20 protein-coding genes are annotated in these 21,203 nt (G+C 64.5%); 8 read left to right on the top strand and 12 right to left on the bottom strand.

The window, feature by feature from the left end; translation table 11 throughout:
- Nucleotides 1-192 precede the first annotated feature (192 nt).
- Nucleotides 193-2,178 (bottom strand): aspartate--tRNA ligase, encoded by a 1,986-nt coding sequence (gene aspS / locus HMH01_RS14365; RefSeq protein ID WP_171326451.1) that lies wholly within the window; start codon nt 2,176-2,178, stop codon nt 193-195.
- An 84-nt stretch (nt 2,179-2,262) separates the two neighbouring features.
- A complete protein-coding gene (locus HMH01_RS14360) occupies nt 2,263-2,928 on the bottom strand; it encodes a CPBP family intramembrane glutamic endopeptidase (protein WP_171326450.1) in 666 nt (221 codons plus the stop codon).
- 79 nt (nt 2,929-3,007) lie between these two features.
- Between HMH01_RS14360 and HMH01_RS14355 the strand changes: the two genes are divergently transcribed.
- Complete coding sequence (locus HMH01_RS14355) at nt 3,008-4,243, top strand: SAM-dependent methyltransferase (protein ID WP_171326449.1); 1,236 nt, start codon at nt 3,008-3,010, stop codon at nt 4,241-4,243.
- Nucleotides 4,244-4,438: 195 nt separating this feature from the next.
- Nucleotides 4,439-7,726, top strand: coding sequence for a carbamoyl-phosphate synthase large subunit (carB, locus tag HMH01_RS14350; protein ID WP_171326448.1), 3,288 nt, complete (start codon nt 4,439-4,441; stop codon nt 7,724-7,726).
- A 50-nt stretch (nt 7,727-7,776) separates the two neighbouring features.
- Here the strand turns inward: carB and HMH01_RS14345 are convergent, their stop codons facing one another.
- The 3 genes from HMH01_RS14345 to HMH01_RS14335 form a co-directional block, all read right to left on the bottom strand.
- Nucleotides 7,777-8,562: a DUF4435 domain-containing protein gene (locus HMH01_RS14345; RefSeq protein ID WP_171326447.1), complete on the bottom strand. Its 786-nt coding sequence runs from the start codon at nt 8,560-8,562 to the stop codon at nt 7,777-7,779.
- Nucleotides 8,563-8,596: 34 nt separating this feature from the next.
- Complete coding sequence (locus HMH01_RS14340; RefSeq protein ID WP_171326446.1) at nt 8,597-9,889, bottom strand: AAA family ATPase; 1,293 nt, start codon at nt 9,887-9,889, stop codon at nt 8,597-8,599.
- Between the two features lie 130 nt (nt 9,890-10,019).
- The gene (locus HMH01_RS14335; RefSeq protein ID WP_171326445.1) at nt 10,020-10,352 is read right to left on the bottom strand and encodes a BrnA antitoxin family protein; all 333 of its coding nucleotides are present in this window, start codon (nt 10,350-10,352) and stop codon (nt 10,020-10,022) included.
- A 246-nt stretch (nt 10,353-10,598) separates the two neighbouring features.
- Here HMH01_RS14335 and HMH01_RS14330 point away from each other — a divergent pair, with 246 nt between their 5' ends.
- Complete coding sequence (locus tag HMH01_RS14330; RefSeq protein ID WP_171326444.1) at nt 10,599-11,201, top strand: thymidine kinase; 603 nt, start codon at nt 10,599-10,601, stop codon at nt 11,199-11,201.
- Here the strand turns inward: HMH01_RS14330 and HMH01_RS14325 are convergent.
- The 4 genes from HMH01_RS14325 to HMH01_RS14310 form a co-directional block, all read right to left on the bottom strand.
- Nucleotides 11,180-12,148, bottom strand: coding sequence for a 2-hydroxyacid dehydrogenase (locus tag HMH01_RS14325; protein WP_171326443.1), 969 nt, complete (start codon nt 12,146-12,148; stop codon nt 11,180-11,182). The two genes, HMH01_RS14330 and HMH01_RS14325, sit on opposite strands and share 22 nt — an antisense overlap.
- Before the next feature lie 2 nt (nt 12,149-12,150).
- Nucleotides 12,151-12,489: a tRNA-binding protein gene (locus HMH01_RS14320; RefSeq protein WP_171326442.1), complete on the bottom strand. Its 339-nt coding sequence runs from the start codon at nt 12,487-12,489 to the stop codon at nt 12,151-12,153.
- Between the two features lie 107 nt (nt 12,490-12,596).
- Entirely contained in the window at nt 12,597-13,055 is a 459-nt protein-coding gene (locus HMH01_RS14315) for a phasin family protein (RefSeq protein ID WP_171326441.1), read from the bottom strand.
- Nucleotides 13,056-13,151: 96 nt separating this feature from the next.
- A complete protein-coding gene (locus HMH01_RS14310; RefSeq protein ID WP_171326440.1) occupies nt 13,152-14,645 on the bottom strand; it encodes a carboxypeptidase M32 in 1,494 nt (497 codons plus the stop codon).
- A gap of 144 nt (nt 14,646-14,789) precedes the next feature.
- Between HMH01_RS14310 and HMH01_RS14305 the strand changes: the two genes are divergently transcribed.
- Both HMH01_RS14305 and HMH01_RS14300 read left to right on the top strand, forming a co-directional pair.
- Nucleotides 14,790-15,368, top strand: a complete 579-nt coding sequence (locus HMH01_RS14305; protein ID WP_171326439.1) for a nitroreductase family protein — start codon at nt 14,790-14,792, stop codon at nt 15,366-15,368.
- A complete protein-coding gene (locus tag HMH01_RS14300) occupies nt 15,368-16,063 on the top strand; it encodes an EI24 domain-containing protein (protein WP_171326438.1) in 696 nt (231 codons plus the stop codon). The genes HMH01_RS14305 and HMH01_RS14300 overlap by 1 nt, the downstream gene beginning before the upstream one ends.
- A 55-nt stretch (nt 16,064-16,118) precedes the next feature.
- Here the strand turns inward: HMH01_RS14300 and HMH01_RS14295 are convergent, their stop codons facing one another.
- The 3 genes from HMH01_RS14295 to mce all read right to left on the bottom strand — a co-directional run bounded on the left by HMH01_RS14295 (nt 16,119) and on the right by mce (nt 17,114).
- Entirely contained in the window at nt 16,119-16,307 is a 189-nt protein-coding gene (locus HMH01_RS14295) for a hypothetical protein (protein WP_171326437.1), read from the bottom strand.
- A 136-nt stretch (nt 16,308-16,443) separates the two neighbouring features.
- Nucleotides 16,444-16,713: a DUF1467 family protein gene (locus HMH01_RS14290; RefSeq protein ID WP_171326436.1), complete on the bottom strand. Its 270-nt coding sequence runs from the start codon at nt 16,711-16,713 to the stop codon at nt 16,444-16,446.
- A complete protein-coding gene (gene mce, locus HMH01_RS14285; protein WP_171326435.1) occupies nt 16,710-17,114 on the bottom strand; it encodes a methylmalonyl-CoA epimerase in 405 nt (134 codons plus the stop codon). The genes HMH01_RS14290 and mce overlap by 4 nt, the downstream gene beginning before the upstream one ends.
- Nucleotides 17,115-17,302: 188 nt before the next feature.
- Here mce and HMH01_RS14280 point away from each other — a divergent pair, with 188 nt between their 5' ends.
- The 3 genes from HMH01_RS14280 (at nt 17,303) to HMH01_RS14270 (ending at nt 21,150) form a co-directional block, all read left to right on the top strand.
- Nucleotides 17,303-17,785 carry a (2Fe-2S)-binding protein gene (locus HMH01_RS14280; RefSeq protein ID WP_343035339.1) on the top strand — a complete coding sequence of 161 codons (483 nt, stop codon included), beginning with the start codon at nt 17,303-17,305 and terminating at the stop codon, nt 17,783-17,785.
- Nucleotides 17,786-17,972: 187 nt separating this feature from the next.
- Nucleotides 17,973-20,345, top strand: a complete 2,373-nt coding sequence (locus HMH01_RS14275; protein WP_171326433.1) for a xanthine dehydrogenase family protein molybdopterin-binding subunit — start codon at nt 17,973-17,975, stop codon at nt 20,343-20,345.
- A 16-nt stretch (nt 20,346-20,361) separates the two neighbouring features.
- Nucleotides 20,362-21,150 carry an FAD binding domain-containing protein gene (locus HMH01_RS14270; RefSeq protein ID WP_171326432.1) on the top strand — a complete coding sequence of 263 codons (789 nt, stop codon included), beginning with the start codon at nt 20,362-20,364 and terminating at the stop codon, nt 21,148-21,150.
- Nucleotides 21,151-21,203 lie beyond the last annotated feature (53 nt).

The following is a 21,203-nucleotide window of genomic DNA, read 5'->3' as shown; positions in this document are numbered from 1 at the left end:
CAGGATCAGGCTGCCGATGACGGCGACGCGCAGCGCGTCGAAAAGGCCCGAATTGCCGGACATGGGAAACTCCCTCACTCGATAAATGGTGCCGACCTTACGCATCGACCCTGATATATTATCAACTCCCGCGGGATTTGCGATCAGTTTTCATCAATTCCCGCGAGGATTGTCACAATCGGTAAAGGCCGCTCACTCCTGCGGCACGATCCGCAGACCCAGTTCGCGAAGCTGCACGTTGGTGGGCTCCGACGGGCCGCCCAGCAGCAGATCCTCGGCGCGCTGGTTCATCGGGAACATGATGACCTCGCGGATGTTCTGCTCGTCGGCAAGCAGCATCACCATGCGGTCGATGCCGGCCGCGCAGCCCCCATGCGGCGGCGCGCCGTAGCGGAAGGCGTTCAGCATGCCGCCGAAACGCTTCTCGACCTCGGACGGCGGATAGCCCGCCAGTTCAAAGGCCTTGAACATGATTTCCGGCTTGTGGTTCCGGATCGCGCCGGAAATCAGCTCGTAGCCGTTGCAGGCCAGGTCGTACTGGTAGCCCTTCACGCTCAGCGGATCGCCCGACTCCAGCGCCTCCAGCCCGCCCTGCGGCATCGAGAAGGGGTTGTGGCTGAAATCCACCTTGCCGGTTTCCGGGTCCTGCTCGTACATCGGGAAATCGACGATCCAGCAGAACTCGAAACGGTCCTTGTCGGTCAGCCCCAGCTCCTCGCCGATCACGTTGCGCGCGCGCCCCGCGACCGCCTCGAACTTCTCGGGCTTGCCGCCCAGGAAGAAGGCCGCGTCGCCCACGCCCAGCCCAAGCTGCTGGCGGATCGCTTCCGTGCGCTCCGGCCCGATGTTCTTGGCCAGCGGGCCGGCTGCTTCAAAGGGGCCGAAATATGCATCGATCAAGAATTGCGCACTTTCGGTCTCGCCGGACTTCAGATGTTCTGCGATACGGCGGATTGCATCATCGTCTTTTTGACGAAGAAATTCCTCTAGCTGCGCGATCCCCACTTCGAGGGGGATTTCTTTATCCCCCTTGTATATCTTAGAGATATTGAATTCTTCGAGATATTTTTCGACCGCGGTCAGCTCGCGATCTCTTTCGCGCCAGAAGATGTACCCCATCCCCGGCAGCCCTTCCTTCTGGGCATAGGCGTTCATCCGGTCGCAGAACTTGCGGCTGCCGCCCGTGGGTGCGGGGATCGCGCGGATCTCGGTCCCCTCCTGCTCCAGCAGATTGGCGAAGATCGCGAAGCCCGAGCCGCGGAAGTGGTCGCTCACGTCCTGCATTTCGATCGGGTTGCGCAGGTCGGGCTTGTCGGTGCCGTATTTCTTCAGCGCCTCGGCATAAGGAATGCGCGGCACCTCGCGGTTGACGGTGCGGCCCTGCCCGAATTCCTCGAAGGTGCCCAGCATCACCGGCTCGATCGTGGCGAACACGTCGTCCTGCGTGACGAAGCTCATCTCCAGGTCAAGCTGGTAGAAATCCGTGGGCGAGCGGTCGGCGCGCGGGTCCTCGTCGCGGAAGCAGGGGGCGATCTGGAAATACCGGTCGAACCCCGCCACCATGATCATCTGCTTGAACTGTTGCGGCGCCTGCGGCAGCGCATAGAACTTGCCCGGATGCAGGCGGGACGGCACCAGGAAGTCGCGCGCGCCCTCGGGGCTCGATGCCGTTATGATCGGCGTCTGGAACTCGTTGAAGCCGATGTCCCACATCCGCTTTCTCAGGCTCGCCACCACGCGGCTGCGCAGCATCATGTTCTCGTGCAGGCTTTCGCGGCGCAGGTCGAGGAAGCGGTACTTGAGCCGCGTCTCCTCGGGGTAGTCCTGCTCGCCGAAGACGGGCAGCGGCAGTTCCGCCGCGGCGCCCAGCACCTCGATGTCGCGCACGAACACCTCCACCTCGCCGGTGGGGATGTTGGGGTTCACCAGCCCCTCGTCGCGCGCCTTGACCACGCCGTCGATGCGGATCACCCACTCGCTGCGCACCTTCTCGACCGCGGCGAAGACCGGGCTGTCGGGATCGGCCAGCACCTGCGTGATGCCGTAATGGTCGCGCAGGTCGATGAACAGGATGCCGCCATGGTCGCGCACCCGGTGCACCCAGCCCGACAGGCGGACGGTCTGGCCGACATGGGACTTGTTCAGCTCGGCGCAGGTATGGCTGCGATAGGCGTGCATGGTCTGGCTCCATCTCCGGGATCAGACGCCGATACATCGCGCGGGGCCGTGGAAGTCAAGGCTTGGCGCGCGACCCGCCCCGTTTCAGTTGACCGCGCCGTGGTAGAACAGCACCCCCAGCCCGCTGGTGAACACGATCTGCCCCGCCAGCGCATGCAACAGCAGCGCCGCCGGGAAACTGCCCTTCACCGCATAGGCCCAGGCGAATGCCAGCCCCCCCGAGGCGGTCATCGCCAGCACCAGCGGATGGCCATACATCAGATGCGCCAGCGCGAACACGAAGGTGTTGACCGCCAGCGCCACCGGCATCGACGGGAACAGCCCGCCATAGCGCCGGAAGAACAGCGGCCGGAACAGGATCTCCTGCGGCAGCGCCGAGAACACCGGGTAAAGCGCCAGGATCGCCAGCCACAGATCCGTGTTATGGCGCGGCATCGCCAGCAGGTTGCCCGGAAACAGCACCCAGGTCGCGGTGCCCGCGATCACCGCCGTCAGCACCGAGAAGCCCAGCACGAAGCGCCACGGGATCGGCCCGCTGACCAGCTCGCGCCAGGAAAACCCGGGCGTCCGGTGCAGCAGGATCACCCCCACCGCCGTCAGCGCGAAGAGTAGCGTGAACATCGCGTCGGGCGGCAGCACATAGGCCAGCGCCAGCGGAATACCGACGAACAGCGCAAGGAATTCGACCCAGAGCCGCGCATGCAGGACATGGCGGCGGCGCGGATCGGCGGGGCGGATGGTGTCTGTCATGGGCAGCAATATAGTCACGTCATGGCCCCGCGACATCACAGGCTTGTCAACGGCCGCAGGTCGGTTACAGACTTTGCCCATGCTGCTGACATTGAACGACGTTCTGACAAGGCTCATCCGGCAGGACCAGCTTCGCGTGACCTGGCCCGACGGCAGCGCCACCACCTATGGCCCCGGGCCCGGGCGGGTCGCGATCCGCCTCGCGGACGACGACGCCGTGCGCAGGCTTGCCCGCGACCCCACGCTGGCCACCGGGGAACTCTACATGGACGGCCGCCTCGTGATGGAGGAAGGCTCGATCTACGACTTCCTCTCGCTGGTGCGTCGCAACGGCAATGTCTGGGCCGCCACCCCCTGGGCGGTCTGGAACCACCTGCGCCGCAGCGTGACCAACTCCGTGCGCCGCCGCACCGGGCTGGCGCGCGCCCGCGCCAACATCGCCCATCACTACGACATCGACGAACGGCTCTACCGGCTGTTTCTCGATGCCGACATGAACTATTCCTGCGCCTATTTCGAACATGACGGCCAGAGCCTCGAGGATGCGCAGCGCGCCAAGCAGCGCCACATCGCGGGCAAGCTTCTGTCGCAGCCCGGCGGCAGCGCGCTCGACATCGGCTGCGGCTGGGGCGGCATGGGCCTCTACCTGTCCGAGGTGGCGGGACTCGAAACCACCGGCATCACGCTGTCGGCCGAACAGGCCCGCGTCGCCCGCGAGCGCGCGGCCCAGCGCGGCATGGCCGACCGCTTCCGGGTCGAGATCACCGACTACCGCGAAAAGACCGGCCGCTTCGACCATGTCGTGTCGGTCGGCATGCTCGAACATGTCGGCCTGCCGCAGATGGACACCTATTTCGCCAAGGTGGCCGAACTGCTGGACAAGAGGGGCACCGCGCTGATCCATTCGATGGCGCAGACGAAACCCTCGCCCTATCCGCAGCCCTTCGGCGAGAAATACATCTTCCCCGGCGGCTATATCCCGGCCCTGTCGGAGATCATCCCTTCGGTGGAACGCGCGGGGCTTCTGGTCAAGGACATCGAGATCCTGCCGCTGCACTACGCGGAAACCACCCGCCTCTGGCGCGAACGCTTCCTTGCCAACCGCGAACGGGTGCTGGAGTTGTTCGACGAACGCTTCCTGCGCATGTGGGAGATCTATCTCGCCGGGTCCGAAGTGGGCTTCCGCCACCAGCGCATCCATGTCGTCCACCTGCTGCTGGCGAAACACCAGGACCGCATCCCGATCCGCCGCGGCTGGCTGGAGCCGGAAAAGGAAAGGCTGCGCGCGGCCGAGGCGGGGCGCGCGCCGATCTGAGCGCCCGCGCTCCGCTGCCCTCGCCGCGCCCGTGGCGGGGGCCGGATGCCTCCGGCGGGGATATTTGAAGAAAGTGGAAGGCGCGGGCGCGGGCGCAGGGCGGCCGAGGGAAGGCGGGGGCGGAATCCCCTTGCGCAGCGGGATGCCCCCCCGTAAACCACCGCCAATTTGCGCGGACCGTGGCCGGGGGATGACATGCCGAAGAGAACCGACATCAACTCGATCATGATCATCGGCGCGGGCCCCATCATCATCGGGCAGGCCTGCGAGTTCGACTACTCGGGCGCCCAGGCCTGCAAGGCGCTCAAGGAGGAAGGGTACCGGGTCATCCTGGTGAACTCGAACCCCGCCACCATCATGACCGACCCGGCGCTGGCCGACGCCACCTATATCGAGCCGATCACCCCCGAGGTGGTCGCCAAGATCATCGAGAAGGAGCGGCCCGACGCGCTGCTGCCCACCATGGGCGGGCAGACGGGCCTGAACACCGCGCTCAAGCTCGACGACATGGGCGTGCTCGAGAAGTTCGGGGTGGAACTCATCGGGGCCAAGCGCAAGGCCATCGAGATGGCCGAGGACCGCAAGCTGTTCCGCGAGGCGATGGACCGGCTGGGCATCGAGAACCCCAAGGCCACCATCGCCAATTCGCTGCAGGAGGCGATCGACGCGCTGGACCATGTGGGCCTGCCGGCGATCATCCGCCCCGCCTTTACCCTGGGCGGCACCGGCGGCGGTGTGGCCTACAACCGCGACGACTATCTCAAGATCTGCAAGTCGGGGCTCGATGCCTCGCCGGTGTCGCAGATCCTGATCGACGAGTCCCTTCTCGGCTGGAAGGAATTCGAGATGGAGGTGGTCCGCGACAAGGCCGACAACGCCATCATCGTCTGCGCCATCGAGAACCTGGACCCGATGGGCGTGCACACCGGCGATTCGATCACCGTGGCGCCGGCGCTGACGCTGACCGACAAGGAATACCAGATCATGCGCACGCACTCGATCAACGTGCTGCGCGAGATCGGGGTGGAAACCGGCGGCTCCAACGTGCAGTGGGCGGTCAACCCCGAGGACGGCCGCATGGTCGTGATCGAGATGAACCCGCGCGTCTCGCGCTCCTCGGCGCTGGCGTCCAAGGCGACGGGCTTTCCCATCGCCAAGGTCGCGGCGAAACTCGCCGTGGGCTACACGCTGGACGAACTCGACAACGACATCACCGGCGTGACGCCCGCCAGCTTCGAGCCGTCCATCGACTATGTCGTGACCAAGATCCCCCGCTTCGCCTTCGAGAAGTTCCCCGGCGCCGAGCCGTTCCTGACCACCGCGATGAAATCCGTGGGCGAGGTCATGGCCATCGGCCGCTCGATCCACGAGTCGCTGCAGAAGGCGCTCGCCTCGCTGGAGACGGGGCTCACCGGCTTCGACGAGATCGACATCCCCGGCGAGGGGCAGGCCGCCGTCATCTCGGCGCTGTCCAAGCAGACCCCCGACCGGCTGCGCGTCATCGCCCAGGCCATGCGCCAGGGCCTCGACGACGAGACGATCCACTCCGTCACGAAGTTCGACCCCTGGTTCCTCGCCCGCATCCGCGAGATCGTCGAGACCGAGGCCCGCATCCGCAAGCACGGCCTGCCTGTCACCGAAAAGGGCCTGCGCCAGCTCAAGATGATGGGCTTCACCGACGCCCGCCTGGCCAGGCTCACCGGCCGCGACGAGGCGCAGGTCCGCCGCGCCCGCCGCAACCTGGGCGTCCGCGCCGTCTTCAAGCGCATCGACACCTGCGCCGCCGAATTCGAGGCGCAGACCCCCTACATGTATTCCACCTACGAGGCGGACGCCGGCGGCACCGTCGAATGCGAGAGCCGCCCCACCGCCGCGAAAAAGGTCGTCATCCTCGGCGGCGGCCCCAACCGCATCGGCCAGGGCATCGAGTTCGACTACTGCTGCTGCCACGCCTGCTACGCGCTCTCCGCCGCCGGCTACGAGACGATCATGGTCAACTGCAACCCCGAGACCGTCTCGACCGACTACGACACCTCCGACCGCCTGTATTTCGAGCCGCTCACCCTGGAGCACACCCTGGAAATCCTGTCCAAGGAGATGGAGGCCGGCACCCTTCTGGGCGTCATCGTCCAGTATGGCGGCCAGACCCCCCTCAAGCTCGCCCGCGGGCTCGAGGCAGAGGGCATCCCGATCCTCGGCACCACCCCCGACGCCATCGACCTGGCCGAGGACCGCGAGCGTTTCCAGCAGCTCCTCACCCGCCTCGGCCTGAAACAGCCCCGCAACGCGCTCGCCCGCACCGACGACCAGGCCCGCATGGCGGCCGAGGAAATCGGCTTCCCCCTCGTGATCCGCCCCTCCTACGTCCTGGGCGGCCGCGCGATGGAGATCGTCCGCGACCAGGCCCAGCTGGAACGCTACATCCGCGACGCCGTCACCGTCTCGGGCGACAGCCCGGTGCTGCTCGACAGCTACCTCTCCGGCGCCATCGAGGTCGACGTCGACGCCATCTGCGACGGGGACGCCGTCCATGTCGCGGGCGTCATGGAACATATCGAGGAAGCCGGCGTCCACTCCGGCGACAGCGCCTGCTCGCTGCCGCCCTACTCCCTCGACCGCGCCACCGTCGAGGAACTCAAGCGCCAGACCGAAGTCATGGCCCGCGCGCTCGGCGTCGTCGGCCTGATGAACGTCCAGTTCGCCATCAAGGACGGCGAGATCTACGTCCTCGAGGTGAACCCCCGCGCCTCCCGCACCGTGCCCTTCGTCGCCAAGGCCACCGACAGCGCCATCGCCTCCATCGCCGCCCGCGTGATGACCGGCGAGAAACTCTCCGCCTTCCCGCTCCGCGCGCCCTATCCCCAGGGCGTCGGCCCCGACACGCCGCTGCCCATGGCCGACCCGATGACGCTGGCGGACCCCGACATGCCCTGGTTCTCGGTGAAAGAGGTGGTGCTCCCCTTCGCCCGCTTCCCCGGCGTCGACACGCTCCTCGGCCCCGAGATGCGCTCGACGGGCGAGGTGATGGGCTGGGACCGCTCCTTCCCCCGCGCCTTCCTCAAGGCGCAGCTGGGCGCGGGCGTCACCCTGCCCGTGAAGGGCACCGTGTTCGTGTCGATCAAGGACGCCGACAAGGGCCCCGTGATGGAGGAAGCGGCCCGCACCGTTTCGGAACTCGGCTTCCACATCCTCGCCACCCGCGGCACCGCGAAATGGCTGAAATCGCTGGGGCTCGAGGCCGAGATCATCAACAAGGTCTACGAGGGGCGGCCCGACATCACCGACCGCCTGAAGGACGGCGCGGTGCAGCTTGTCTTCAACACCACCGAGGGCGCCCAGGCCATCGAGGACAGCCGCGAGATCCGCGCCGTGGCCCTCTACGACCGGATTCCGTACTACACGACGGCGGCGGGGGCTCGGGCTGCCGCGCGGGCGATGAAGGAAGGTGTCGAGGGCGGGTTGAAGGTGGCGAGCTTGCAGTGAGGGACAGTATAATGAAATCGAGGAATAAAATACACCGAGCTCAATATATTTCACATTTTCGCTATTTTGCTCTTGAGGTAATAGTTTCGCGGATTCTTATCATCTGTTAGGTCTATAGAGCTTAAGGCTACGCTCATAAAGACCTCAAAATGAGGCTTTCTTGCGTTCTGTATGCTTTTTGTTCGAAAAACGAACCAATTGTAAATAAGCTTTGCAATAAATTTGCCAAAGAAGCGTTGAATTCCACAAGTAGTCTTATAGTGATAAGCTGAGAGTGGGGCGGATTGAAAACTTGACATCTGCTTTGCAGAATTTAAAAGAGCTACCCTATTAATTCTTGGCTCTTTATTTTGATCCAATAACATTATCGAAAGAGGTTTTCTTCTATTAAAAAGCGGTTTTACATGGTCAATGTACTTATAGTCAAGGGCGACAATGCGCCTAAGATCCTTAGATTGCTCAGCCCGAAACTGAGTGTAATCACCATGTAGGCTACGGCTGCTATTTGTATTTGCAAACAAAGATAAAACAATGTCGAAATTAAATGAATCTAATGCGTCAGACTCCCAGCTATAACCAAAAGTGTAAATTACATAGCGGTGATCAATTATGTTTCCTTTAAAGTCATCATAGTCCCTATCCATGGCAATTACCACATTGTCAATGTCCTCATCTATAATGGTCCTGGCGAGCTCTTTCAGGGCTGATTTGCTTCCTATGCTTTTGCAGTGAACAACCTTTCCGCACCGGCTAAACACGCGTTCCCAGAAAATTTCATCTGTTGAGGCCCCCTCGCCGTCAACAGTTTTACCTTCACAGTAAACGACTAAGTCCACGTTGTAGAATAGGACTTGGTTCGAAAGCCCAAGTTTAGTTCTTGAAAACATCCTCGATACAGCTCTCTATATTTATTGCTTTGCTGTGAAATCCGCCAACTATGTCTGGCGAGTGTGTTGCCGATATTATTTGACAGGCACCATTCAGGCTGCGAATGTTCTCAAATAGAGAGCTCTGCCAGTTTACGTGAAGTGAAAGCTCTGGCTCATCCGAGATAAAGACAACTGGCCGCTCTTCCTGTAAAAGTGCTTCACCAAGAAGGATGAAGAGCTGCTTTTCACCAGAGGAAAGTGCATCCACATCAACCATTTCTTCTGTATTTAGCTTCACAATTGGCAGATTTCTGGCGTCAAAAACAAGTCGTTTGCCAGAAAACATCTTGTTTATTATTTTCTCAAATTTATTGCGAGGGCCGAATATAAAATTTCGTTTCTCCTGTAGTTTTCTCCACTCGTTTATCATCTCTGATATCCTGCGCGCATCAGATAATGTTATCGCATCGTCCAAACCCAAAGACCCTTCGTCGTCATATGTCTTGATTGCTTTCTGCAGGCGAATGTAATGAGCACTTACACTACGAAGCGCCTTGACGTTCGTTACGCCTAGGTCGCGCAGAACGCCAACTACTGTATCTTTGTCTTCTGGTTCTGAGGACGCCTGTCGGAAAACATCGCTACCAGTATGATTCTGGTCGAGAAGTGAGAGAAAGACATGCTCTTGAAAAATTTTACTTTCCCTCTCAGCGCGAGAGGCAAGTAATGAAAAATACTGTGAGAATGCGCGTGATAGTTCGTGCAGCTTTTGGTCTATTGATGACTCGTAGCTTTCCTCTCTCCGTGTGCGACGCTCAAACTCTGATCCGGCTCTGTGGATAGAGAGCCAGTTCACTTCTACCAGGGACGATAGAATACTGCTTAATCTTGCGCCCGCTTCGATGTGGCGGCGTGTACGCGGATATCTATAATCTTTGTAAATGCGTTCATCATAAGGCCCCTCAACGCCATATATGCGTCCCTTGTCGCTAGATTTTTCGCGAACATTGTACCGTATCTCGAGGCTTCCCATCTTTTGGTCTACAATTTTTGAAACCTCAATTATAGGCTTTTTGTTGGCGCCGATGGTTTTCAAATGAATAAAAATAGTCTCAAATTGGATTGAATAAAGAGCCGGTATATCTGCTCTAAGAACTGCAGAAATCAAGTTTATTATTGTGGTTTTTCCGCTTCCATTTGGCCCGATTAGAAAGTTTATGTCGTCATGGAAGGATATGGAGACATTTTTTCGCCCCCAAAAGCCTTGTATTTTCACTTTCTCAATATAATTCAACTGAACTTTCTCCGATGAGTGTATTCGATTTTTTCTGTCTACTAGGCTAAGCAGTTATTTGGGTTCAAGCAAGTCTCGAGGTGGTGAAATTGCGCGTAGGTCCGCTTTGCAGTGGCTCCCCCAACCACCCTCAAATCGGATCCCCCTTCCAATCCCGATCGAACTCCCCCTCGATCTCCTTCGAGATCACTGACAGCATGTAGGCCTGCAGCACCGCATCCACCCGCGCCTGCCAGCCCGGCCCCATCCGGCGGAACCAGCGCAGCGCCCGGTCGTCCACCCGCAGCGTCACCTTGGACCGTTTCGGCGTGACCGGCACCTTGCGCTCGACCGAATACCAGTCCGACGGGATCAGCGTCTGTTTCTTGCGATAGGCCCGGATCCAGGACTCCTGCTCGTTCAGGTTGATCAGAAGCTGGATATAGGCCTTCTCCTCGGCCCTGGTGCGCTTGCGTTCGGTCATGGCATCCCCCCTGTCCCGGATGGCGCCATTAACCGCATTTTCGGTTAAGATCGGATCACCGTGCGCTGCCATACGCCTGCCATACGCGTGCCATACACCTGTCAGACGCCCCTTTTCACCGCCGCCCCAAGGGGTTAGACCCGGACGAAGCCCCATAAGGACACCCCATGAAACCCGCCCTCCTCCTCCTCGCGCTCCTCGCCCTCACCGCCTGCGACGTGCCCATCGTCCCCCTGATCTGAGGCCATGGCGAAGCTCTATTTCAACTACTCCACCATGAACGCCGGCAAGAGCACGATCCTCCTGCAGGCCAGCTACAACTACAACGAACGGGGGATGGAGACGTATCTCCTGACCGCCGATTTCGACGCCCGGTCGGGGGCGGGCCGCATCGCCAGCCGCATCGGCATCGCGGCCCCGGCGGACACCTTCGGGGCCGACACTGATCTGTTTGAAAAGATTGCGCAAAGACTGGAAAAAGGCCCCGTCGCCTGCGTCCTCCTGGACGAGGCGCAGTGGCTCTCCGAGGCCCAGGTCTGGCAGCTTGCGCGCGCCGTGGACGACCTCGACGTGCCGGTGATGGCCTATGGTCTGCGCGTCGATTTCATGGGTAAACTCTTCCCCGGATCCGCCGCCCTGCTGGCGCTTTCGGACGAGATGCGCGAGGTCCGCACCATCTGCCATTGCGGCCGCAAGGCCACCATGGTCGTCCGCATGGGCGAGGGCGGCCGCGCCCTCACCGATGGCCCCCAGGTCCAGGTCGGCGGCAACGAGACCTACGTCTCCCTCTGCCGCCGCCACTGGCGCGAAGCCACCGGCGACACCCCTCAGACCACCCGCGCCGGGTAATCCCCCGCCCCGAAATGCGCCGCCAGATTGTCGATGGCGAGCATCCCCATGGCCGTGCGCGTCTCGACCGTGGCCGAGCCGATATGGGGCAGAAGGCTGACGTTATCGAGTGCGATCAGGTCGGCCGGAACCGATGGCTCGGCCGCGAACACGTCCAGGCCAGCGCCGGCAATCCTGTTTTCCGTCAATGCCTTGATCAGCGCCGGCTCGTCGATCACGTCGCCGCGGGCGGTGTTGATCAGATAGGCCGATGGCTTCATCAGCGCGATCCGCTCGGCCGAGATGGCGCCCGCATTCGCGCCCCCGCCGGGCAGGTGGAGCGAGATCACGTCGGCCTCGGCCATCACCGCCTCGATGCTGTCGCGGGCCTCGGCCGGCACGCCGGTGTCCGTCACGGCAGAGCGGTTGTAGTAGATCACCTTCATCCCGAACCCCGCCTGCGCGCGCCGCGCCACCGCCTTGCCGATGCGGCCCATGCCGATGATGCCCAGCACCTTGCCTTGCAGCCCGGTGCCCAGCAGCAGCGTCGGGTTGAACCCGGGCCATGTGCCCTCGCGCAGCATCCGCTCGCTTTCCCAGGTGCGGCGGGTGACGTTCAGCATCAGCGTCAGCGCCACGTCGGCGGTCGCGTCGGTCAGCACGCCCGGCGTGTTGGTCACCACCACGCCCCGCGCCTTCGCGGCATCGAGGTCGATGTTGTTCACGCCCACGGCGAAGTTCGCGACGATCTGCGCCCGCCGCTTGCCGCCGGCGTCCAGCACCTTGTCCGATATGCGGTCCACCACCGTGGGCAGCAGCCCGTCGGCCTCCTGCATCGCGGCGATCAGCTCTCTTTCGGTGAAGGCGTGATCGTCGGTGTTGAGCACCGCGTCGAACTCGGCCGCAAGGCGCGTCTCGACGGCCTCGGGCAGCTTGCGGGTGGCGATGATACGGGGTTTGGGGGCCATGTTCAGTGCATCCTCTGTCCGGGGGTCACGTCCTGGTCGGGCGCGATCAGCACGATGCCGCCGTCTTCGTCCGACACGCCGAGGACCAGCACCTCTGACATGAAGGGGCCGATCTGGCGCGGCGCGAAGTTGACGACGGCCATGACCATGCGACCGACCAGCGTGTCCGGGGTGTAGTGGGCGGTGATCTGGGCGGAGCTTTTCTTCTCGCCGATCTCGGGCCCGAAATCGATCCAGAGCTTGATCGCGGGCTTGCGCGCCTCGGGGAAGGGCTCGGCGCGGATCACGCGTCCCGCGCGAATATCGACTGCGGCGAAATCATCGTAGCTGATCGTGGCCATCGCATCCTCCCCGGACATGCGGGCCCTGCAGACACAAAAAACCGCGCAAAGGCAAGGCCCTTGCGCGGTCAGACAGGTCCGATCCCCGGATGGGGAGGAGAGGGGGATCAGGCCTTCATCTTGTCGGAGATGGCGCGCAGCTCGGCGATCGAGTCCTTCACGCGGGCCGACACGATCTCGTAGGCTTCGGTGTTGGCCTTCTGCGCGGTCTCGGCCAGGTCCTTCATGTTGGCGATCGCCTTCTCGAAGGCGGCCTTGGCCAGTTCGGCCTGCGCGGTGGCGGCCTTGCTGTCCATCTTCAGGTCCATGTCCTTGAACTGCTTCTGCGCCTCGGCGACGGTCTGCTCGAAGATCGTCATCTGCTTCTTGAACAGGTCCTGGTAGCCGGCGGCGGCGGCCTTGTTGGCCTCGACCAGGGCGTCCATGTTCTTCTTCTGCGCGGCGAACAGCGCGTCGGCGTCCATCTGGGGCAGCTTGCCCTCGGTGAAGGCCTTGGTGAATTCGTTGTTCTTGAAGAAGTCCATCATCTTCTCCGGGTCGAAGGCATAGGCGGATTTGTCGAACATGTCTGTGCTCCCTCTCTGGCGTTACGAACCAGATATATTGTGCGCTGCACCAATTTCAAGAGAAATGTTGCAGCGCACAATAAATTCCGGATGGCCTCAGAGACCGTAGAGCCGGCCGAACTTGTCGCGCAGATAGGCGATCAGCGGGGCGGCGGTGGGCTTGTGGCCGATGGCCTGTTCGATCAGCGCCTCGGGCTCCATCGCGCTGGCGTGGCGGTGGACATTCCCGGTCAGCCAGTCCAGCAGCGGCCGCAACTCTCCGCGCGCGATGCAGCCGTCGATGTCGTCGATCTGCGTCCGCATCGCGGCGAAAAGCTCTGCCGCGTAGATATTGCCCAGGCTGTAGGTCGGGAAGTAGCCGAACAGCCCCTGCGACCAGTGGATGTCCTGAAGGACGCCCTGCGTCGCGTTGGGGACCGCGATGCCGAAATCCGCCTCGAAGCGGGTGTTCCACGCATCCTCGAGGTCGTCCACCTCGAGCGCGCCGGTGATCAGGTCGCGTTCGAGCGCGGTGCGCATGATGATGTGCAGGTTGTAGTGCACCTCGTCCGCCTCGGTGCGGATGAAGCCGCTGTGCACCCGGTTGACCGCGCGGTAGAGCGCGTCGGCATCCGCCAGCCCCGCCGCGCCGAACGCGTCGCGAAAGCGCGGCCAGAGCCAGTCCGCGAAGGGGCGCGAGCGGCCGATCTGGTTTTCCAGCATCCGGCTCTGGCTTTCATGCACCCCCATCGAGGCGTATCGCCCGCGCGGCTCCAGCAGGGTGTCCTCGGGCATGTTCTGCTCGTAGAGCGCGTGGCCCATTTCGTGGATGGTGGAATAGATGCAGCCCAGCGGGTCGCTTTCGTCGATGCGCGTGGTGATGCGCACATCGCCGCCACTGCCCGAGCAGAAGGGATGCACGGCAAGGTCGATGCGCCCGGCGTCCAGGTCGTAGCCCAGCACCGGGGCGAGCAGCCGCGACAGGGCAAGCTGCCTGTCGGCGGGGAAATGCCCCTCCGGCTGGGGGACATGCGCCCGTGCGTCGGCGATGGCGGCGCGCAGTTCCGACAGCGGGGCGCGCAGCGACTCGAGCAGCGGGATCAGCCGGTCGGCGGTCATGCCCGGCTCGTAATCCTGCAACAGCGCGTCATAGGGCGACTGGCCGTCCTTGGCGATGCAGGCGGCCTCCTGCCGTTTCAGGTCAAGCATCTCCTTCAGGGCCGGGGCGAAATCGGCGAAGCGGCCGGCGGCACGGGCGCGGGACCATGTGATCCGGCCCCGCGACGAGGCGCGCGCCATCGCGGCCCCAAGCTCTGCCGGCAGCCGGGTCGCCCGTTCGTAGCTGCGGCGGATCAGCGTCACGTTGCGCGCGGCCTCGGGCGCCAGCGTCGTGGGGTCGAGCGTGTCCAGCCAGTCCCCCAGCCGCGGATCGGTGCGGCGGGCATGGACCGCGTCTTCGAGCGCGGCCGCCTGCTCGGCCCGCAAGGACGCGCCCCGCGGCGGCATCACCGTCTCCTGGTCCCAGTCGAGCAGGCCCGCGGCCTGCGCCAGCGCGGTGGTCTGGCGGACATGGGAGATCATGGCGTCGTAGGCGGGGGCATTCGTGGTCATTCGGTCCTCGGTCTTGCGGGATGGTTCCGCAACCTTACCCGCGCCCACGCCGGCAGCAAGGCGCGTGGGCGCGGGGTGATTGACAATCCGCACGCAAGGCCGGACTTGTCGGGCGACGCGAAGGCCAGACCAGAGGAGCCCGTGATGCCCGATCCCCGACCCGAAGTGCTGGAATTCCTGCTCACGCGCCGCTCGCGCCCGGCCAAGACGCTGGCGGCGCCGGCGCCCGATGAAGCCGGGTTGGAGCCGATCCTGCGCGCGGGCCTGCGGGTGCCCGATCACGGCAAGCTGGAGCCGTGGCGGCTGGTGGTGATCGGTGGCACGGCCCCTGCGCGGCTGGGCGAGATCGCGCTGAGGCGCGGGCTGGAGGCCGGGATGGAGCCCGAGCGCGCGGAAAAGGCCGCGATGATGTTCATCGGCGCGCCGCTGATCGTGGCGGTGGTCGCCTCGCCCGTGGCCAGCGACAAGATCCCCGCGCGCGAGCAGTTCCTGTCCGCGGGGGCGGTCTGCCTGAGCCTGGTGAACGCGGCGCTGGCCGCGGGCTGGGGCGCAAGCTGGCTGACGGGATGGACGGCGACCGATGCGGGCTTCCTCGAGGAGGCGCTGGCGCTGGCGCCCCATGAGGAGGTGGCCGGCTATGTCGTGATCGGGACCGAGACGGCGGCCCCGCCGGAACGCCCGCGTCCGGACATGGCCGCCCGGATCCGGCGGATCGACGCCTGATGCCCGGCGATATCGCCCACGCGCTGGGGCAACTGGGCGACCGGCGCATCTGGTCGGTGATCCTGCTGACGGCGGCGCTGACGGCCCTGGCGCTGGCGGGGCTTGTCTGGGTCGGCGCGACGCTTCTGGCCTGGCTTCTGCCCGACACGCTGAGCCTGCCTTTTATCGGGGCGGTGGACCTGTCGGGGGGCTGGGTGGCGTGGCTGTCGGGGCTGCCATTCCTGGTGCTGTCGGCGGTGCTGGTCGCGCCCGTCGCGCTGGCGGTGATGAGCCTTTTCCTGGAGCGGATCGCCGATGCGGTGGAGGCGCGGCATTACCCGGGCCTGCCGCCCGCGCGCGGCCTGCCGGTCGCGGCGGCCCTGCGCGAGGCGGTGCGGTTCCTGGGGCTTGTGGTGGTGGTGAACCTGGCGGCGCTGGTGGTCTATGTGGTGTCGGCCGTGTTCGCGCCGCTGGTGTTCTGGGCCGTGAACGGTTTCCTGCTGGGGCGGGAATACTACCAGCTGGTCGCGGCGCGGCGGCTGGGGCTTGCGGGGGCGGACGCCCTGCGGCGGCGGCATCGGGGCGAGATCTGGCTGACAGGGGCGCTGCTGGCGGTGCCGCTGACGGTGCCGGTCCTGAACCTGTTCGTGCCGGTGATCGGGGTCGCGGCCTTCACCCACCAGTTCCACCGGCACCGGATGCGCGGGGCGGAATGAAAAGCGGGACGGCGTACCGTCCCGAAAGGATAGTCGTGGGCCTGGAGGGAAGGTGTCAGCCTTCCTCGGTCTTGGCGCCGTCCTGCGGCAGCAGGATCGAGGGCGTCGCGGTGGCCTTGCCGGCATCCGCGGTCGGCAGAGGGGTCATGTCCTTGGTCGCGGTGGTCATGTCCATGCAACCCGCGCTTGCCATGCCGGCAAGGCCCAGAACGAAGGCGGTCGTCAACAGTCCGGTCAGTTTCATCGTTTGCTCCCTGTTGCACTTGGCCCCCATGAGGGTAGGGAGCGTGGGCCGCCTGTCGAGTCTTTTCGCCACAATTCACGCGGGCGTGCGCAATTATCCTGCGCAAATGCCGGAAAAACGCGCAGATCCTTAGGATTCAGTCGTTGAAGCGGTTGTAGAAATCGAGGTCGGAGACGCTGATCCAGCCCGACGCGATCACCAGGCACAGGGGCGCCCAGAGCAGGAAGGTCACCAGCGTGACCCACATCATCTTGCGCTTCACATTGGCATTCACCGGCGCGAAGGCCGGGTCGGCCTGGGTGTTCTGCCCGGCATCGCCATGGGTGCGCAGCCCCAGCGGCAATGCGACCAGAAGCGACATGAACCAGATGACCGCGAAAAGGACGATGGCCCCGGTGATGGTCATGCCTGCTCCAGTTCGATCAGGGTGCCGGTGAAATCCTTGGGATGGAGAAACAGCACGGGCTTGCCATGCGCGCCGATCTTGGGCTCTCCGTCGCCCAGCACCCGGGCGCCCGCGTCGCGCAGGCGGTCGCGGGCGGCAAGGATGTCGTCGACCTCGTAGCAGATGTGGTGGATCCCGCCTGACGGGTTCTTTTCCAGGAACCCCGCGATCGGGGAATTCGCGCCCAGCGGGTGCAGAAGCTCGATCTTGGTGTTGGGCAGGGTGATGAACACGACCGTGACGCCATGCGCTGGCTCGTCCTGGCGTTCGCCGACCGTGGCGCCCAGGGTCGAACGATACTGCGCGGCGGCGGCGTCAAGGTCCGGCACCGCGATGGCGACATGGTTCAGGCGTCCGATCATGGGCCTGTTATCGGGTGCGAAGGGGCGGCTTGCAAGCCCGCTTGCGGCGCGGCGGAATGTCTCGCGAAGCCGTGAAGAAAGTTTCGCGGGCGGCTCGAAGAAATGGGTTCCAAACGTCCCGATTCCGTTTCAGAGTGAGACGCGACGGGCCCTGCGCCCGCGCGCACCAACGACTATGGGAGGACGGGATCTTGGAAATCTCGCTTAAAATCAACGGCAAGGAAAGACGCGGTTCGGTCGAGGGGCGTACGCTCCTGTCGTCGTTCCTGCGCGACGACCTGCACCTGACCGGGACGCATGTCGGCTGCGACACCTCGCAGTGCGGCGCCTGTGTCGTGCATGTGAACGGCGTCGCGGTGAAGTCCTGCACGATGCTTGCAGCCGAGGCGGACGGCGCCGAGGTGGCGACGATCGAGGGGATGGCCAACCCGGACGGGACGCTGGGCGTGGTGCAGCAGGCGTTCCAGGACGAGCACGGGCTTCAGTGCGGTTTCTGCACGCCGGGCATGGTGATGTCGGCGGCGGCGCTGCTGAAGGAGAACCCCAGCCCGACCGAGGCCGAGATCCGCGACTACCTGGAAGGCAACATCTGCCGCTGCACGGGCTACCACAACATCGTCAAGGCGGTTCAGACCGCGGCCGCGCGGCTTCAGCCGCTGGCGGCCGAATAATCCGGCGCCGGCCCGTCGCACGAGGGGGTGCGCGGCAGGGCCCTGATGGAACGAAGACAAGACGCGCCGGAAAACGGCGCCTGGTGGCGAAAGACGGATCAGTCCCGGCGGTGCGACCCGGGTGGATCATCGAACCACGCAAGGATACGGCCGGGACAAGCGCCCGGTCACTCAGGGAGAACAGGAAATGCCCAAGGATAGCGGTATCGGCGCCAGCTCGAAGCGGCGCGAGGATGTCCGGTTTCTGACCGGACGCGGACGTTACACGGATGACTTCTCGGCGGTGGGCCAGGTGCACGCCGCCTTTGCGCGCTCGAGCGTCGCGCATGGCAAGATCCGGTCGATCGACACCACCAGGGCGGCGGCGATGCCCGGCGTTCTGGCGATCTTCACCGGCGAGGATTTCAAGGATGTGGGCGGCAATCCCGCCGGCTGGTACATCGAAAGCCGCGACGGAACCCCGATGAAGGAGCCCAAGCGCCCGGTGCTGGCCCATGGCAAGGTGCGCCACATCGGCGACGCCTATGCCGCGGTGATCGCCGAGACGGCGGCCCAGGCGCGCGACGCTGCCGAGGCGATAGAGATCGACATCGAGGAGTTGCCCGCCGTCGTGGACATGCGCAAGGCGCTGGAAGGCGGCCCGCTGGTGCATGACGAGATCGAGACCAACCAGTGTTTCGACTGGGGCTGGATCGAGGCCAACCGCGAGGCGACCGATGCCGCGATCAAGTCGGCGGCCCATGTCACGAAGCTTGAGCTGGTCAACAACCGGCTGGTGCCGAACGCGATGGAGCCTCGCGCCTCGCTGGGCGAGTACGACCCGGGCACCGGCGACTACAAGCTGACCACCACCAGCCAGAACCCGCATCTGCACCGGCTGCTGATCTCGGCCTTCGTGCTGGGCATCCCCGAGCACAAGCTGACGGTGATCGCGCCCGATGTGGGCGGCGGCTTCGGGTCGAAGATCTACCATTACGGCGAAGAGGCGCTGGTGCTGGCGGCGGCGAAGAAGCTGGGCTGCCCGGTGAAGTGGACGGCGACGCGATCTGAATCGTTCATGACCGACGCGCATGGCCGCGACCACGTCACGAAGATGGAGCTGGCGCTGGATGCCGATGGCAAGTTCCTCGCCATCCGGACCGAGACGCTGGCCAACGTCGGCGCCTACCTGTCGAACTTCTCGACGGCGACGCCGACCTTCCTGCACGGCACGCTGATGGCGGGCAACTACACGGTGCCCAACGTCTATGTGAACGTGAAGGCGGTCTTCACCAACACCGCCCCGGTGGACGCCTATCGCGGCGCCGGCCGGCCCGAGGCCACCTATTCGATCGAGCGCATCATCGACAAGGCGGCGCGCGAGCTGGGCGTGGATCCGATCGAGCTGCGGCGCAAGAACTTCGTCAAGCCGGACATGTACCCCTACACCACCCCGGTCGGGCTGGTCTATGACACCGGCAATTACGACGCGACCATGGACAAGGTGCTGGAAATCGCCGACGTGTCCGGGTTCGCCGCCCGCCGCAAGGAAAGCGAGTCGCGCGGCAAGCTGCGCGGCATGGGCGTGGTCAGCTACATCGAGGCCTGCGGCATCGCGCCCTCGAATCTGGTGGGGCAGCTTGGCAGCCGCGTGGGTCTTTACGACGCCGCGACCGTCCGGGTGAACGCCACCGGCAACCTGAGCGTGATGGTCGGCGCCCACAGCCATGGCCAGGGCCACGAGACCGCCTTTGCGCAGGTGGTGGCCGACATGCTGGGCATCGGCGAGGATCAGATCGAGGTCGTCCATGGCGACAGCTCGAAGATCCCGTTCGGGATGGGCACCTACGGCTCGCGCAGTCTTGCGGTGTGCGGCTCGGCGCTGGTGCGCGCCACCGAGAAGGTGATCGCCAAGGCCAGGAAGATCGCCGCCCACATGATGGAGGCCGCCGAGGACGACATCTCGTTCGAGAACGGCGCCTTCTCGGTCAAGGGCACCGACAAGAAGGTGGCCTGGGGCGAGGTCGCGCTGAAGGCCTATATCCCCCACAACTTCCCGCTCGAGAACATCGAGCCGGGGCTGGAGGAAACCGCCTTCTACGATCCGGCCAACTTCACCTATCCGGCCGGCGCCTATGCCGCCGAGGTGGAGGTCGATCCCGACACCGGCAAGGTGCAGGTCGTGGCCTTTGCCGCCGCGGACGACTTCGGCAACGTCATCAACCCGATGATCGTCGAGGGGCAGGTCCATGGCGGCGTGGCGCAGGGTATCGGCCAGGCGCTGGTCGAGGGCTGCGTCTATGACGCGAACGGCCAGCTTCTGTCAGCCTCCTACATGGACTACGCGATGCCGCGGGCGGACGATCTGCCGATGATCCATGTGGACCACTCGTGCCAGACGCCCTGCACCCACAACCCGCTGGGGGTGAAGGGCTGCGGCGAGGCAGGCGCCATCGGCAGCCCGCCCGCGATCGTGAACGCGGTGATCGACGCGCTGAACTCGGGCGGGATCAAGGTCGCCCATATCGACATGCCGCTGACGCCGGGCCGGGTATGGCAGGCGATCCAGGCGGCGCGCTGAGAAAGGACTGGGACACATGTACAACTTCGACTTTGCGCGGCCCACAAGCATCGACGAGGCGGTCAAGGCGCTTGCCGCCGAGGATGCGCAGCCGCTTTCGGGCGGGCAGACGCTGATCCCGACGCTGAAGCAGCGCCTGGCGCAGCCTTCGGTGCTGGTCAGCCTGACCGGCATCCCGGAACTGCGGGGCGTCTGCATGGACGATCAGGGGCGGCTTTGCGTGGGGGCGGCGACGCCCCATGCCGTGGTCGCGGCAGAGGCGGCGGCGCATTACCCGGCGCTGGCGCATCTGGCGGGCCATATCGGGGATCCGGCGGTCCGCAATCGCGGCACCATCGGCGGCAGCCTTGCCAACAACGACCCGGCCGCCTGCTATCCGGCGGCGGTGCTTGCCTCGGGCGCGACGGTCAAGACCAACACGCGCGAGATCGCCGCGGACGACTATTTCGAGGGCATGTTCGCGACCGCGCTCGAGGAAGGCGAGATCATCACCGAGGTGAAGTTCCCGATCCCCGAGCGGGCCGCCTACATGAAGTTCGAGCAGCCGGCCTCGCGTTTCGCGATGGTGGGCGTGTTCGTCGCCAAATACGGCTCGATCGTGCGCGTCGCGGTCACCGGCGCATCCGATGCCGGCGTGTTCCGCTGGGTAGAGGCCGAGAAGGCACTGGCTGCCGACTTCTCCCCCGAGGCGGTGGCGGATCTGTCGGTCGATCCCTCGGGCATGATCGGCGACATCCACGCGACGCCGGAATACCGCGCGCACCTGGTGCGGGTGATGACCCAGCGGGCGGTAAAGGCCGCCTGACAAGGGGTCGATACGGATGGAAGAGGCCCGGCACAGTGCCGGGCCTTTTCCGT

The organism is Halovulum dunhuangense (assembly GCF_013093415.1).
In the GTDB taxonomy this organism is placed as follows: domain Bacteria; phylum Pseudomonadota; class Alphaproteobacteria; order Rhodobacterales; family Rhodobacteraceae; genus Halovulum; species Halovulum dunhuangense.
This window is presented reverse-complemented; position numbering and strand designations above follow the sequence as displayed.

Coding starts and splice junctions, on each gene's coding strand:
- HMH01_RS14320 (WP_171326442.1), bottom strand. CDS start 12,489: ATGGCCACGATCAGCTACGATGATTTCGCCGCAGTCGATATTCGCGCG.
- HMH01_RS14315 (WP_171326441.1), bottom strand. CDS start 13,055: ATGTTCGACAAATCCGCCTATGCCTTCGACCCGGAGAAGATGATGGAC.
- HMH01_RS14360 (WP_171326450.1), bottom strand. CDS start 2,928: ATGACAGACACCATCCGCCCCGCCGATCCGCGCCGCCGCCATGTCCTG.
- HMH01_RS14355 (WP_171326449.1), top strand. CDS start 3,008: ATGCTGCTGACATTGAACGACGTTCTGACAAGGCTCATCCGGCAGGAC.
- HMH01_RS14310 (WP_171326440.1), bottom strand. CDS start 14,645: ATGACCACGAATGCCCCCGCCTACGACGCCATGATCTCCCATGTCCGC.
- mce (WP_171326435.1), bottom strand. CDS start 17,114: ATGATCGGACGCCTGAACCATGTCGCCATCGCGGTGCCGGACCTTGAC.
- HMH01_RS14270 (WP_171326432.1), top strand. CDS start 20,362: ATGTACAACTTCGACTTTGCGCGGCCCACAAGCATCGACGAGGCGGTC.
- HMH01_RS14335 (WP_171326445.1), bottom strand. CDS start 10,352: ATGACCGAACGCAAGCGCACCAGGGCCGAGGAGAAGGCCTATATCCAG.
- HMH01_RS14290 (WP_171326436.1), bottom strand. CDS start 16,713: ATGACCATCACCGGGGCCATCGTCCTTTTCGCGGTCATCTGGTTCATG.
- HMH01_RS14325 (WP_171326443.1), bottom strand. CDS start 12,148: ATGGCCCCCAAACCCCGTATCATCGCCACCCGCAAGCTGCCCGAGGCC.
- aspS (WP_171326451.1), bottom strand. CDS start 2,178: ATGCACGCCTATCGCAGCCATACCTGCGCCGAGCTGAACAAGTCCCAT.
- HMH01_RS14305 (WP_171326439.1), top strand. CDS start 14,790: ATGCCCGATCCCCGACCCGAAGTGCTGGAATTCCTGCTCACGCGCCGC.
- HMH01_RS14295 (WP_171326437.1), bottom strand. CDS start 16,307: ATGAAACTGACCGGACTGTTGACGACCGCCTTCGTTCTGGGCCTTGCC.
- HMH01_RS14300 (WP_171326438.1), top strand. CDS start 15,368: ATGCCCGGCGATATCGCCCACGCGCTGGGGCAACTGGGCGACCGGCGC.
- HMH01_RS14330 (WP_171326444.1), top strand. CDS start 10,599: ATGGCGAAGCTCTATTTCAACTACTCCACCATGAACGCCGGCAAGAGC.
- carB (WP_171326448.1), top strand. CDS start 4,439: ATGCCGAAGAGAACCGACATCAACTCGATCATGATCATCGGCGCGGGC.
- HMH01_RS14275 (WP_171326433.1), top strand. CDS start 17,973: ATGCCCAAGGATAGCGGTATCGGCGCCAGCTCGAAGCGGCGCGAGGAT.